Origin of the sequence: Streptomyces sp. DSM 110735 (assembly GCF_016482685.1) — a bacterium.
GTDB lineage: Bacteria > Actinomycetota > Actinomycetes > Streptomycetales > Streptomycetaceae > Streptomyces.
On the sequence record NZ_JACYHF010000040.1, the window covers coordinates 1 to 13551 of the forward strand.

14 protein-coding genes and 1 pseudogene are annotated in these 13551 nt (G+C 71.6%); all 15 read right to left on the reverse strand.

Annotated elements, in window-relative coordinates; translation table 11 throughout:
* A partial coding sequence (locus IF655_RS30735; RefSeq protein ID WP_199588494.1) for a flavodoxin-dependent (E)-4-hydroxy-3-methylbut-2-enyl-diphosphate synthase occupies positions 1 to 194 on the reverse strand: 194 nt, incomplete at its 3' end.
* Between the two features lie 4 nt (positions 195 to 198).
* Positions 199 to 1221, reverse strand: coding sequence for an adenosyl-hopene transferase HpnH (hpnH, locus tag IF655_RS30740; RefSeq protein ID WP_199588496.1), 1023 nt, complete (start codon positions 1219 to 1221; stop codon positions 199 to 201).
* Between the two features lie 5 nt (positions 1222 to 1226).
* Complete coding sequence (locus IF655_RS30745) at positions 1227 to 1892, reverse strand: 1-hydroxy-2-methyl-2-butenyl 4-diphosphate reductase (RefSeq protein ID WP_199588498.1); 666 nt, start codon at positions 1890 to 1892, stop codon at positions 1227 to 1229.
* Entirely contained in the window at positions 1893 to 3923 is a 2031-nt protein-coding gene (gene shc / locus IF655_RS30750; RefSeq protein WP_199588500.1) for a squalene--hopene cyclase, read from the reverse strand. It lies immediately after the preceding gene.
* A 116-nt stretch (positions 3924 to 4039) separates the two neighbouring features.
* Positions 4040 to 5173, reverse strand: coding sequence for a polyprenyl synthetase family protein (locus IF655_RS30755; RefSeq protein WP_199588514.1), 1134 nt, complete (start codon positions 5171 to 5173; stop codon positions 4040 to 4042).
* Complete coding sequence (hpnE, locus tag IF655_RS30760; RefSeq protein WP_199588502.1) at positions 5173 to 6609, reverse strand: hydroxysqualene dehydroxylase HpnE; 1437 nt, start codon at positions 6607 to 6609, stop codon at positions 5173 to 5175. Before hpnE ends, IF655_RS30755 begins: the two co-directional genes overlap by 1 nt.
* Complete coding sequence (locus IF655_RS31855) at positions 6606 to 6746, reverse strand: DUF6380 family protein (RefSeq protein ID WP_374100478.1); 141 nt, start codon at positions 6744 to 6746, stop codon at positions 6606 to 6608. Before IF655_RS31855 ends, hpnE begins: the two co-directional genes overlap by 4 nt.
* On the reverse strand, positions 6746 to 7696 hold the full coding sequence (hpnD, locus tag IF655_RS30765; RefSeq protein WP_199588504.1) for a presqualene diphosphate synthase HpnD: 951 nt from the start codon (positions 7694 to 7696) through the stop codon (positions 6746 to 6748). Before hpnD ends, IF655_RS31855 begins: the two co-directional genes overlap by 1 nt.
* Positions 7693 to 8619 (reverse strand): squalene synthase HpnC, encoded by a 927-nt coding sequence (gene hpnC / locus IF655_RS30770; RefSeq protein ID WP_199588506.1) that lies wholly within the window; start codon positions 8617 to 8619, stop codon positions 7693 to 7695. The genes hpnD and hpnC overlap by 4 nt, the downstream gene beginning before the upstream one ends.
* A 330-nt stretch (positions 8620 to 8949) precedes the next feature.
* The gene (locus IF655_RS30775; protein ID WP_199588508.1) at positions 8950 to 9729 is read right to left on the reverse strand and encodes an ABC transporter ATP-binding protein; all 780 of its coding nucleotides are present in this window, start codon (positions 9727 to 9729) and stop codon (positions 8950 to 8952) included.
* Positions 9722 to 10651, reverse strand: a complete 930-nt coding sequence (locus tag IF655_RS30780; protein WP_199588510.1) for an ABC transporter permease — start codon at positions 10649 to 10651, stop codon at positions 9722 to 9724. Before IF655_RS30780 ends, IF655_RS30775 begins: the two co-directional genes overlap by 8 nt.
* A gap of 114 nt (positions 10652 to 10765) precedes the next feature.
* Positions 10766 to 11638 carry a glycosyltransferase family 2 protein gene (locus IF655_RS30785; RefSeq protein WP_199588516.1) on the reverse strand — a complete coding sequence of 291 codons (873 nt, stop codon included), beginning with the start codon at positions 11636 to 11638 and terminating at the stop codon, positions 10766 to 10768.
* A gap of 23 nt (positions 11639 to 11661) precedes the next feature.
* Complete coding sequence (locus IF655_RS30790) at positions 11662 to 12441, reverse strand: CDP-alcohol phosphatidyltransferase family protein (protein WP_078495963.1); 780 nt, start codon at positions 12439 to 12441, stop codon at positions 11662 to 11664.
* Complete coding sequence (locus IF655_RS30795; RefSeq protein WP_199588512.1) at positions 12419 to 13480, reverse strand: iron-containing alcohol dehydrogenase family protein; 1062 nt, start codon at positions 13478 to 13480, stop codon at positions 12419 to 12421. Before IF655_RS30795 ends, IF655_RS30790 begins: the two co-directional genes overlap by 23 nt.
* A pseudogene (locus IF655_RS30800) lies at positions 13468 to 13551 on the reverse strand (phosphocholine cytidylyltransferase family protein); the annotation flags it as partial. The pseudogene IF655_RS30800 and the gene IF655_RS30795, both read right to left, overlap by 13 nt.

The window sequence follows — 13551 nt, forward strand, 5'->3', positions numbered from 1 at the left end:
CCCGACGCCGTCAGCTCGGCGATCTGCTGCAGCGTCGAGCCGATGTCCGACGTACGCGTCGTCGTCATGGACTGCACGGACACCGGCGCCCCGCCGCCGACGGGCACCGCGCCCACGTGAATCCGGCGCGATGTCCGTCGGGGTGCGAGCGCCCGGGGCGGTACCTCGGGAACGCCCAGGGATACGGCGGTCACGGCCTCACTCCCGGTTTCCCGAGACGGTCTCGCGCATGGCCCGCAGGGACTCCTTGAGGGAGCCCATGGTGGCGAGGACGGCGGTGGGCTCGTAGCCGCAGTGCGCCATGCAGTTGGCGCAGCGCGGGTCCTTGCCGCGGCCGTACTTGTCCCAGTCGGTCTCCTCGATGAGCTCGCGGTACGTGGGCACGTAGCCGTCGCTCATGAGGTAGCAGGGACGCTGCCAGCCGAAGAGGGAGTAGTTGGGGATCGCCCAGGCGGTGCAGGGGAAGTCGACCTTGCCCTCCAGGAAGTCCAGGAAGAGCGGGGAGTGGTTGAGCCGCCAGCGCCTGCGGTTGCCGCCGGAGAACGCCTTCTTGAACAGCTCGCGGGTCTGCTCGACGCCGAGGAAGTGCTCCTGGTCGGGTGCCTTCTCGTAGGCGTAGGCGGGCGAGATCATCATCTCGTCCACCTTGAGGTCGTCGTTGAGGAAGTTGAGGACCTCGACGATGGTCTGCGGGGTGTCGGTGTTGAAGAACGTGGAGTTGGTGGTGACGCGGAATCCGCGCCGCTGAGCCTCCTTGATGGCCTCCACGGCCTCGTCGAACACGCCCTCCTTGGCCACGGACTCGTCGTGCCGCTCGCGCAGCCCGTCGATGTGCACCGCGAAGGCGAAGTACGGCGACGGGGTGAACTTGTCCATCTTCTTGCGCAGCAGCATGGCGTTGGTGCACAGGAAGACGTATTTGCGCTTGGCGACGAGCTGGCGCACGATCTCGTCGATCTGCGGGTGCATCAGCGGCTCGCCACCGGCGATGGACACCATCGGTGCACCGGACTCCAGCACCGCGCCCACCGCCTGGGCGACGGGCATCCGCTGCTTGAGCACCCCGGCCGGGTGCTGGATCTTGCCGCAGCCCTCGCACTTCAGGTTACAGGCGAAGAGCGGTTCCAGCTCGACGATCAGCGGGAACTTGTCCCGCTTGCGGAGCTTCTGTTCCGCCAGGTACGTAGCGACCTTGATGGACTGACGCAACGGCATGGCCATCTGGCTCACCTCCGGGGGAGCGGCAAAGAACGGTGCCATTCGAAAAACGCGGGAAGCACGGAACGCAGCACGCGGAAGGCCGATATTCCACCGCGTACCGTTCCGATGCGGACGAGTTCATGTTCAGGAGCGTCCACGACCACCCGTACGGCCGCAACCGGGCGGGTGCCCGCGCGGACGGCGGTGAGCAGGGTGGCGGCCGACTCCATGTCCACGGCGATGGCGCCGGTGGCCAGGAGGTCGGCGCGCTCCGGTCCGCGCACCACGTGGTCGGAACCGGTCAGGGGACCGGTGTGGACGGTGCGGCCGGGCAGGGCCCGGGTCAGCTCCTTGACGAGCAGATCGGTACGGACGCACGGCACGGTGCCGCGCGGGTCTCGGGTCTCCTCGGCGACCACGAGGTCACCGGGGTGCATGCCGGGCGCGAGCCCGGCGCAGAAGCCGGTGGCCAGGACGGCGGCCCCGGCGAGTTCCGGCGTGGCCAGCATCCGGCCGACGGCCCGCTGCGCCGCGCGCGGACCCATGCCCGTGCGGACGACGACGGGCCGGGTGCCCACGCCGCCGCGCTCGCCGGTGCGCAGGGCAGCGCGTTCGCCGGTGCGCAGGGCGAGGCGTTCGATGCCGAGCGCGCAGGCGATCAGCAGCGGTGCCGGGGCGGGCCGGGTGCTCATTCAGCGGCCCTCGGACCCGGCGCGCCTGCCTCCTGCGGTGGCGAGGGGTGCCTTGTCGAAGGGGTCGCCGTGGAGATAGCGGCCGAGCGCGGTGAGCGGGAAAACCTGCCGGTAGAGGTGGTAGTTGATGGAGAAGTCCCAGGGGAAGCCGGTGCCGGTGAAGGAGGGTTCGTCCCAGGAGCCGTCCTCGCGCTGGGTCTCGGCGAGCCAGCGGACGCCGCGTTCGACGGCTTTGGAGTCCTTCTCCCCGGCCGCGAGAAGAGCCATGAGCGCCCAGGCGGTCTGGGAGGCGGTGGAGGTGCCGCGACCGCTCCATTCCTCGACGTACTTGTAGGAGCGCAGGTCCTCGCCCCAACCGCCGTCGTCGTTCTGGACGCGCTCCAGCCAGGCGACCGCACGGCGGATCGCCGGGTGCGAGGCGGGGAGTCCGGCGGCGGTGAGGGCGGGGACGACGGAGCCGGTGCCGTAGACGTAGTTGACGCCCCAGCGGCCGAACCACGAGCCGTCCGCCTCCTGTTCGGCGAGCAGCCAGTCGATGCCGCGCCGGGTGCGCGGGTCGTGGGCGAGTCCCTCGGCGGCGAGCATCTCCACGACGTGCGCGGTGACGTCGGCGGAGGGCGGGTCGATGACCTCGCCGAAGTCGCAGAAGGGCAGCCGGTTGGGGAACGGGCTGGTGTTGTCGACGTCGAAGGCGCCCCAGGCGCCGTTCTTCGACTGCATCCCGAGGTTCCAGCGCACGGCGCGGCCGATCGCCCCGTCCACGCGGGCGGGTTGGGGATGACGGACCCGGCGCAGGGCGAGGGCGACCTCGGCGGTGTCGTCGATGTCGGGGTAGTTGTCGTTGTGGAACTCGAACGCCCATCCGCCGGGCGGGAGTTGGGGGCGCTTGACGGACCAGTCGCCGGGACGGCGGATCTCCTCGCCCAGCATCCAGTCGGCCGCCTTGACCAACCGCGGGTCGTCGGCGGGGAGTCCGGCGTCGGCCAGGGCGATGGTGGCGAGGCAGGTGTCCCACACCGGGGACTGGCACGCCTCGATCATGCGGGAGCCGTCCTCGCGCCAGACGGCGAAGCGGTCCAGGGACTCCAACCCGGCGCGCATGACAGGGTGTTCGAGGTCGTAGCCGAGCAGGTGCAGGGCGATGACCGAGTAGACGGCGGGGGGCTGGATACCGCCCCAGCAGCCGTCGTTCTCCTGGCGTTCGATGATCCACCGGGCGGCGCTGCCGATCGCCGCCTGCCGCAGACGGCGCGGCACGGCGCGGCGCAGCTTGTGCACCACGCGGTCAAGGCGCTGGAAGGCGCCGTCCCAACTGGCAACCGGTGCGAAGGGCTTGGGCGGGTTGGGGTTGGCGGGGTCGGTGTGCAGCTCGTCCAGCGCGAAGGGCGCGGGGCGTACCGGGCGCTTGGCGGAGACGATGGTGAGCGGCACGATGGTCTGCCGCGCCCAGCAGCCGAAGTCGTAGATGTTGAGCGGCAGCCAGGTGGGGAACCAGATGAGTTCCGGGGGGAGTTCGGGCAGGTCCTCCCACTTCCACCAGCCGAACAGGGCGAGCCAGATCCGGGTGAAGACGCGGGCGGAGGCGATGCCGCCGTGCTCGCGGACCCAGGCGGAGGCACGGGCCATGTGGGGGGCGCCCGGGGCGTCTCCGGCCAGGCGCAGGGCGACGTACGCCTCGATGGTGGCGGAGAGTTCGCCGGGACCGCCGTAGAAGGTGGGCCAGGCGCCGTCCGCGCGCTGCTCGCCCCGGATGTAGCGGGCGGCGGCGTGGGTGGTGGCCTCGTCGCGGATGCCGAGGAACTGGCGCAGGAGCAGGTCCTCGGCGTCCATGGTGACGTTGGTCTCCAGGTCGCCCTTCCACCAGCCCTCGGGGTCCTGCAGGGAGAGCAGGAAGTCCGTGGCGCGGCGGACGGCGCGTTCGGCGGCCTCGGGTACCCCGGCCGCCTCGGGGGTGGTGCTGTCGGTGTCGCTGGCCGCGTCGGCACGGGGCGGGATGGCCGCCCCGGTGCTTCCGTCGGTCGTCGCTGTCATGGCTTCCCCTTTGTGCAGTCGTGCGAGTCGTGCTGCTGTGGGTCCGCCGTCGGCCGGTGTCGGTCATCGCGCCGCACCGGCCGGCGACTACGCGAGGGTTATTCGGCCGATAGTGATCATCTCTTCCTGACGACGACGAAGTCGGCGAGCGCCGTGAAGGCGGCCCGCACCCGGTCGGGCATGTCGACGGCGTCGAGAGCCTCGACGGCGACGGTGTGCTGGCGCCGGGCCTCCTCGGCCGTCCACTCGCGGCCGCCCGCCTCCTCGATGAGGGCGGCGCGGGCCGCGAACTCGGCCTCGGAGAAGTTCGCGAAGTCGCTGCTCTTGGCGTCGGCGGCGAGGATCTCGCCGAGACGCTCGGAGGCGGGTCCGCCCGCGGCGAGCGCGGCGACCACGGGCAGGGACTTCTTGCGCTGGCGCAGGTCGCTCCAGGTCTGCTTGCCGGTGGACTCCGGGTCGCCCCAGATGCCGAGCAGGTCGTCGACGGCCTGGAAGGCGAGCCCGAGGTGGTAGCCGTACCGTTCCAGCGCGTCGGCGGTGGCGTCACCGGCGCCGCCGAGGACCGCGCCGATGGAGGAGGCGCAGGCGAGCAGGGCGCCGGTCTTGTTGCCCTCCATCTCCAGGCACTCCTCGACGCTGACGCGGTCGCGGTGCTCGTAGGAGATGTCCTGGGCCTGACCGTCGATCAGGGCGCGGGTGGCGGTGGTCAGGCGGCGGGTGGCGCGCCCCGCCTCGACGGTGCCGAGTTCCAGCAGGACCTCGTTGCCGAGGGCGAAGAGGGCGTCGCCGACCAGGATGGCCTGGGCGGGGCCGTGCACCTTCCAGACGGTGTCGCGGTGGCGGCGCTGCTCGTCGCCGTCCATCAGGTCGTCGTGCAGCAGCGAGAAGTTGTGGACCAGTTCGACGGCGACGGCGCCGGGCACGCCGACCTCGGGGGCGGCGCCGGTGACCTCGGCGGAGAGGACCGCGAGCGCGGGGCGTACGGCCTTGCCGCCGTCGCCCTCTGCCGGGTTGCCCGCCGCGTCGATCCAGCCGAAGTGGTAGGCGGCGACGGTGTCCATGGGCGGCGCCAGCCGGTCGACGGCCGCGCGCAGGACCGGGGTGGCCAGGGTGCGGCCGCGCTCCAGCAGCGCGGTCACGTCCACCGCGTCTGCGGCGGTCGAGGCCGGGGGCGGCACAGTGGGCACAGTCTCTCCTCTTGTTGCGGTACCGGGGGTGCGGGACCGGCCCGCTCGCTCCTGATCGAGCATCACGCCGCCTCCTCGAAAGCGAAGAGGTGGCGGGGGCGGGGCCGGCCGAGGGCGCCGAGGGCGGCGTCGGCCGCGCTCACGCCGCTGCGGACCGCACTCTCCATGGTCGCGGGCCACCCGGTGGCGGTCCACGCTCCGGCCAGGTACAGGCCGGGTGCCTTGGTGCGGGCGCCGGGCCGCAGTCGTCCGACGCCGGGGGCGGGGGCGAACGTGGCGGTGCGCTCGCGGGTCACGAAGAAGTCCAGCACGCGGGCGGCGCGGGTGCCGGGGATCAGCCGTTCCAGCTCGGGCAGATAGCGCTCGCGGAGTTCGGCGACGGGGGTGTCGATCTCGTCCTGGGCGGCCGACTGGGACAGCGCCAGATACTGACCGGTGTTCAGCCCGGAGGCGGCGGTGCGGTCGAAGACCCACTGCACGGGCGAGCCGAGCGCGGCGAAGAAGGGCCGGGCGAGGACGCGGCGGTCGTACACGACATGGACGTTGAGGATCGGGGCGGTGCCGATGCGCAGCAGCCGACCGGGGTCGTCGAGCGCGCCGGGCGGCAGCAGGTCGTGCGCCTCGCGCTGGGGTACGGCGAGGACGACGGCGTCGGCGTCGAGCGTCTCGCCGGGAACCTGAACGCTCCAGCCGCCGTTCTCGTTCTGGGTAAGGGAGGTGACGCGTGTACGGACCTCGGTGCGCACGCCCGCGGAGTCGAGCGCCTTGCGGGCGAGCCGGTCGTGCAGTTCGCCCAGCGGGACGTGGGCCCAGCCGATGTCGGCCGCGCCCGGGTCGGACAGCAGACCGGTCTTGAACACCATCGCGGCGAGTCCCAGCGAGGCGTCGCCTGCGACCGCGTTGAGGGTGGCGACACCGACCAGGTCCCACAGTGCCTCGACGGCGCGCGCCGACTGGCCGTGCGCGGTCAGCCAGCCGCCGAAGTCCTGGGTGTCCAGGGCTGGATCGGTGGGGTCGAGTCCCTTGAGCGCGAGCGCGGCGCGTCCGACCGCGGCCCGCTCGGCGAGCGAGAGGTGCGGATAGGCGGCCAGGCTGCGCCCCAGGTGGAGGGGGACGGGCAGCGGGTCGCGCCGTAGCCTGCCGAGCCGTCTGCCCTCGGGCTTGTCGGCGTCGACGACGGGTACGTCGAGGCGGTTCTGCAACGGTGCCAGCGCGGTGCCCTCGATGCGGTCGAGGAACCAGCGGTAGGCGGTGCAGCAGCGCAGGTAGACGTGCTGGCCGTTGTCCACGGTCAGTCCGTCGCGCTGGAAGGAGAAGGCGAGTCCGCCCAGGCGGGGGCGGCCTTCGAGGAGGGTGACGCGGACGCCGGCGTCGGCGAGGGCGAGGGCAGCGGTGGTCCCGGCGAGACCGCCGCCGACCACGACGGCGTGCCGCGGTGTGCCGTCCGCGGGTGCCGGAGGGCCGGAGTGCGCCTCGGCGGGGCGTGCGCCGTCGCTCATCGTGCGTCCTTCCCTGCGTGCCGCGCGTGCTGGTTGAACGGTGCACGCTCGGCCGTCGCAGTCAGGGACGCCACGCCGCACTCCGGGGTTGCCCGTCCTGCCGGACGGGTGGAGCCCGCCTCGTCCGCCGGGGCCATCAGGCGCGCCTCCTGACGGTCTGGCGGTTGACGTGCCGGGTGTCGAGCCCGGACAGTCCGCGCACGGCGACGTACGCCTTCTCGCGGCCGGGCAGCGAGACGCGCCCGCGCAGCACCGCCTCGGGGTCGCGCTCGATGCGGTCGAGCAGGCGGCGGTAGATGCCGGCCATGGCGGCGACGCAGGCGCCGCTGCGCCGGTCGAGCATGGGCAGCAGCCGGTAGCCCTCGGCGAACAGGGCGCGGGCGCGGCGGACCTCGAAGTGGACGAGTCCCGCGAAGTCGGAGCCCTCGGGCGGGGTGGGTCCGGCGAACCCGGCGGAGCAGCCGAACTTGGCGAGGTCGTCGGAGGGCAGATAGGTGCGGCCTCCCTCGGCGTCCTCGCGGACGTCGCGCAGGATGTTGGTGAGCTGGAGCGCGAGACCGAGGGTGTCGGCGTACTCGGCGGCGCGTTCGGCGCCGCGGGCGCCGGGTTCGGTGCCGAAGACGCCGAGCGAGAGGCGTCCGATGGCTCCGGCGACGCAGCGGCAGTAGACCTTGAGGTCGTCCCAGGTCTCGTAGCTCTCGCCGCGCACGTCCATCTGGACGCCGTCGATCAGCTCGTCCAGACCGCCGAGCGGGATCGGGAAGGCGCGGGCGGCGTCCGCGAGGGCGACGGCCACCGGGTCGGTGTCGTCCTCCTCGACCTCGCCCGCGTGGACGCGGGTGAGCAGCGCCCTGGTCTCCTCCAGGCGCGCGACCTTGACGTCGTCGGGCAGCTCGCCGTCGCCGATGTCGTCCACGCGCCGGGAGAAGGCGTACAGCGCGGACATGGCGCGGCGCTTGGGCGTGGGCAGCAGGCGGATGCCGTAGGCGAAGTTGCGGGCCTGCTGGCCGGTGACCGTCTCGCAGTAGCGGTAGGCGGCGAGTACCGGTGCGGACACGTGCGGTGAGGACTCCACGGACCGCATCACCCCTCTCCTCGCAGGGTCACGCCCACCTCGCGCAGCAGCCGGAGCCTGCCGGGTCTTGGAGGGCCGGGAAGGACGTCGAATCCGGCGGCGGCGATCGCGTCGACCGCCGCCCTTCCCCCCGCCACGAACCCCGCGAGCAGCAGCTTGAGCCTGCCGTGGACGCTACCCACGAGGGGGGCGCCTTCATTCAGCAGATCGCGGGCGCGTTGTGATTCGTACGCGACCAGCGCGCGCACCGATGCGCCGGCGCTCTTGGCGGTGAGGTCGGACTCCTGGACGTGGAAGCGCTTCATGTCCTCTGCGGGCAGATAGATCCGGTCGCGGCCGAGGTCCTCGGCGACGTCCTGGAGGTGTTCGACGATCTGCAGCGCGGTGCAGATCGCGTCGGACAGGCGGACCCGCTCGGGCGTCGTCGTGCCGGTGACGGCGAGGACGAGGCGGCCGACGGGGTTGGCGGACAGTTCGCAGTAGGCGCGCAGGTCGTCGTACGTCTCGTAGCGCTTGACCACCTGGTCCTGGCGGTTGGCGGCGATCAGACCGAGGAAGGGCTCGGGGCTGATGCGGCAGCGGCGCACGGTGGGCTGCAGGCGCCGCAGCAGCGGGTGGCGGGGGGTGGCGTCGAAGACGCGGCGCAGGTCGGTCTCGAAGGCGTCGAGGACGGCGAGGCGGTCCTTGGCGTCCGCCTCGGGGACGCCGAGGACGCGGGCGTCGGCGCCGCCGGGGGCGAGGTCGCCGTCACCGATGTCGTCGACGAGGCGGGCGAAGCCGTAGACGGCCATGAGGTCGTCGCGCCAGGCGCGCGGCAGGAAGAAAGGGGCCACGGGGAAGTTCTCGCTCGTGGCCTTGTCCAGAGTGGCGCGTTCCAGTGCCGTCGCCGTGTCGGTTCCCGTCACCGCGCGCTGCCCGGGGCGGGGACGGCACATGCTGCGCTGAGCTGGGGAGTTTCCGTAGCCATTGCCGTCACATCTCCCGTTCTACACTGCGGAACCGATACACACTATTTCGGACACGCCGCCTGCCCTCCGGGGGAGGTCGCCCGGCGGAGGGTGTCGCGCATTATGGCCCTACTTGCCGGTTTCCGGCACCGGTACAGCTTACGTTGTACAACGCGACAGGGTCCGTCGGGGTGTCCGGCGCATCACAACAACACACCGATTGGCGTCAAGATTCCTACGCACGCCCGGAGTTGACGCTTCTTTTGCAGACGCCGGGCCCCGCCGGAGAAGTTCCGGCGGGGCCCGGGGCCGCTCGGGTCACTTGCCCGTGAACTTCTCGTACTCCTTGAGGACCTCTTCGGTGGGTCCGTCCATGCGGAGTTCGCCGCGCTCCAGCCACAGGACGCGGTTGCAGGTGTCGCGGATCGACTTGTTGTTGTGGCTCACCAGGAAGACCGTTCCGGCCTCCTTGCGCAGCTCGCGGATGCGCGCCTCGGAGCGCTTCTGGAACTTGCGGTCGCCGGTGGCGAGCGCCTCGTCGATCATGAGGACGTCGTGGTCCTTGGCGGCGGCGATGGAGAAGCGGAGCCGGGCAGCCATGCCGGAGGAGTAGGTCCGCATCGGCAGGGTGATGAAGTCGCCCTTCTCGTTGATCCCGGAGAAGTCGACGATGTCCTGGTAGCGCTCCCTGATCTGCTCGCGGGACATGCCCATCGCGAGACCGCCCAGGATGACGTTGCGCTCGCCGGTCAGGTCGTTCATCAGGGCGGCGTTGACGCCGAGCAGGGAGGGCTGGCCGTCGGTGTAGACCTTGCCCTGTTCGGCAGGGAGCAGACCCGCGATGGCGCGCAGCAGGGTGGACTTGCCGGAGCCGTTGGAGCCGATCAGACCGATGGCCTCGCCCCGGTAGGCGACGAAGGAGACACCGCGCACGGCGTGCACCTTGCGCACCCCGCGCTCCTCGCCGCGCTTGACGATGCGGCTCAGGGCGGCGGTCGCGCTGCCCTTGCCGGTCTTGGCGCCGTTGACCCGGTAGACGATGTGCAGCTCGTCCGCGATGACGGTCGGACGGCGCTCGCCGGTGTTGTGCTCAGCCACGGCCGTACCGCTCCTCAGCCTTCCAGAAGTACACGAAGCCGCCGCCGAAGATCACCACGGCCCAGAAGGCGGCGAGACCCCACACGTGCGGGGGCAGGTTCGAGGCGCCGTAGCCGTCGATCAGCGCGAAGCGCATGAGGTCCATGTAGACGGCGGCGGGGTTGGCCTGCAGGACCCGGACGATCCACTCCGGCTTGCCCGCGAGCATGTGGTTGATGGAGAACATGACGCCCGAGGCGTACATCCAGGTGCGCAGGATGAACGGCATGAGCTGGGCGAGGTCGGGCGTCTTGGCGCCCATGCGCGCCACGATCAGCGCGATGCCGGTGTTGAAGAGGAACTGCAGCACCAGCACCGGGACGATCAGCAGCCAGGACAGCCGGGGGTAGTTCCCGAAGCCGATCGCCACCAGGAACATGACGATCATCGAGAACAGCAACTGCTGGAGCTGCTGGAGCGAGAAGGAGATGGGCAGCGCGGCGCGCGGGAAGTGCAGGGCGCGCACCAGCCCCAGGTTGCCGGAGATCGCGCGGACGCCGGACATGATCGAGCTCTGCGTGAAGGTGAACACGAAGACGCCGGTGACCAGGAACGGGATGTACACGTCGTGGGACATGCCCCGGCTGGCGTGCAGGATCAGACCGAAGATGAAGTAGTAGACGGCCGCGTTCAGCAGCGGGGTGGCGACCTGCCAGAGCTGGCCGAGCTTGGCCTGGCTGTACTGCGCGGTCAGCTTCGCCTGGGAGAAGGCGAGGATGAAGTGGCGCCGGCCCCACAACTGGCGGACGTACTCGACGAGCGAGGGCCGGGCGCCGCTCACCGCGAGCCCGTACTTGGCGGCCAGTTGCTCCGCCGTCAGTCCCTCGTCGGGCGACGGGGCCGCGGTCACCGCGACACCGCCGTCATGGAATGTCTCACTCACGGGTGGAAACTTTCGTCTTCGAGTACGTCGAGTACGTCGTATACATCGGGTACGTCGTGCGTTCGTCTTTCGGCCCGGGGCACCGTTTCTCGCCCGGGGCCACCGTCGAGCTTGTCAGATCACCGGCGGCCGGCCCAGCCGGGTCAGCCGCCACACGGTACGCCAGCTCATCGGGCGGCGGGGACCGCACGGGGTGGTCCAGCCCTCCTTGAAGCCGCCGAACCACGCCTTCAGGGCCGGTCCCGAGGGGCGGCGCAGCAGGGTGAGCAGCAGCCAGACCCCGAGGTAGACGGGGACGAGCAGGGCGGGGAGGTTGCGGCGGGCCAGCCAGACCCGGTTGCGGGCGACCATGCGGTGGTAGACCGCGTGCCGGGAGGGCGCGGTGGTCGGGTGGAACAGCACCATGTCGGAGCGGTAGTCGATCATCCAGCCCGCGTTCAGCGCGCGCCAGGCGAGGTCGGTCTCCTCGTGGGCGTAGAAGAACTCGTCCGGCAGCCCGCCGACCTCGGTGAACACCTTGGTGCGTACGGCGTTGGCGCCGCCGAGGAACGTGGTCACCCGGGAGGAGCGCATCGGGTCGGCGGCGCGCAGCCGGGGCACGTGACGGCGCTGGGTCTCGCCGGTCTCGGGGTCGGCGATGCGGAAGCTGATGATGCCGAGCCGGGGGTCGGCGGCGAACGCCTCGCGGCACAGCTCGGCGGTGTCGTAACGGGCGAGCAGACCGTCGTCGTCGAGGAAGAGCAGGATGTCGACGTCGCTGCCGCCGGGTCCGAACGCCTCGATGCCGACGTTGCGTCCGCCGGGGATGCCGAGGTTCTCGGGCAGCTCGACGGTGCGCACGCCCTCGGGGACGTCGGGCACGGGCGAGCCGTTGCCGACGACGACGACCTGGACGTGGTCGCCCTCCTGCTTGGCGACGGAGTCGAGCAGGGCGCGCAGCTCCTCGGGCCGGTTGCCCATGGTGATGACGACCGCGCCGACCTTCATGCCGTGCGTCTCGGCCATGCCGTTCACCTCAGCCTGCTGGACACGAGAATGGACACCAGGTGCAGCACCGTCTGCAACAGGGCGATGCCGGCCAGCACGGCGGTGCCGAGCCGGGTGAAGAACAGGTCGCCGCGCGCCTGGTCCACGATCGCGAGCACCAGGATCAGCAGCGACGCCTCGATGCCGAGGATGAGGCGGTGGAACTTCAGCGCGGCGGCGGCGCGCCGGGCGAGCGCCATTCCGGAGGAGCGCGGCTCGGCTGCCGACTCCTTGACCGGGGGCATCCCCGCCTGGTGCCGGGCGACGCCGACGAGGTCGGTCTCCGCCTTGATGAGGATGGCGCCGAGCGCGGCGAGCGTGCCGAGGAACGCCCACAGCCAGTCGATGCGTCCGGTGCCGAACAGGTCGGCGGCGCGCAGACCGAGTCCGACCAGGACGGCGGCGTCGGTGAGGTAGGCGCCGACCCGGTCGAGGTAGACCCCGCCGAGCGAGTACTGCTTGCGCCAGCGGGCGATCTCGCCGTCCACGCAGTCCAGCAGCAGATAGAGCTGGGTGGCCACGATGCCGAGGACGGCGCCCCAGATCCCCGGCACCAGCAGCGCCGGGGCGGCGAGCACGCCGCAGACGGTCATCAGGTACGTGAGCTGGTTGGGCGAGATCCTGGTGTTGACCAGGTAGCGGTCGATACGCAGGGACACCTCGCGCATGTAGAGGCGTCCCGCCCAGTGCTCACCGCTGCGCCGGTCCTTCACCCCGGCGGGGTGGACGACCGGACGGAGTTCAGCTACCGATGGCCTTGACATAGTCGGCGTAGATGTCCTTGATCTGGGTCGGCTTGAGGTCGAGGTGTTCGAGGATCGTGTAGCGGCCGGGCCTGGTCTCGGGCGCGAACTCCACGACGCGGACGAACTCGTCCGCCGTGAAGCCCATGTCCTCGGCCCGGACCGGCAGGTCGTGCCGGCGCAGCACCTCGGCCATGTGGGCCGATTCCTCGTGCGCTCCGCGCAGGTACATCGCGAAGGCGGCGCCGAAGCCGCACTGCTCGCCGTGGCTGGCGGCGCGCTGCGGGAAGAGCAGGTCGAAGGCGTGGTTGATCTCGTGGCAGGCGCCCGAGGAGGGGCGCGAGTCGCCGGAGACCGACATGGCGATGCCGGAGAGGACCAGCGCCTCGGCGAGGACCTGGAGGAACTCGTCGTCCGCGATGGAGCCGGGGTGGCGGAGCACGGCTTCGCCCGCCTGGCGGGCCATGGCGGCGGCGAGACCGTCGATCTTCTCGCCGTTGACCCGGTTGGCCAGCTCCCAGTCCGCGATGGCGGAGACGTTGGAGATCGCGTCGCCGATGCCGGAGCGCACGAAGCGCGCCGGGGCGTCGTGGATGACGTCCAGGTCGATCAGGACGGCGATCGGGTTGGGCACACCGTAGGAGCCCCGGCCCGCGTCGTTGTCCAGGGTGGCGACCGGCGAGCACAGTCCGTCGTGCGCGAGGTTCGTCGGCACGGCGACGAGCGGCAGACCGACCCGCGCCGCGGCGTACTTGGCGCAGTCGATGATCTTGCCGCCGCCGAGTCCGACCACGGCGTCGTAGTGACCGCCGCGGATCTCCTCGGCCAGGCGGATCGCGTCGTCCAGGGTGCCGCCGCCGACCTCGTGCCAGCTCGCGCCGGGCAACTGGGGCGCGACGCGCTCACGCAGCCGGGCGCCCGAGCCGCCGCTGACGGCGACGGCGAGGCGGCCGGAGTGCGAGACGCGCTCGTCGGCGAGGACGGCGGCCAGGTCGTCGAGGGCACCCGGGCGGATGTCGACGACGACCGGCGACGGGATGAGCCTCGTCAGTACCGGCACGCGATCTCCCGCCCGCGCGCGAGGTCGTCGTGGTTGTCGATCTCGACCCAGGAGACCTCGCCGATCGGCTG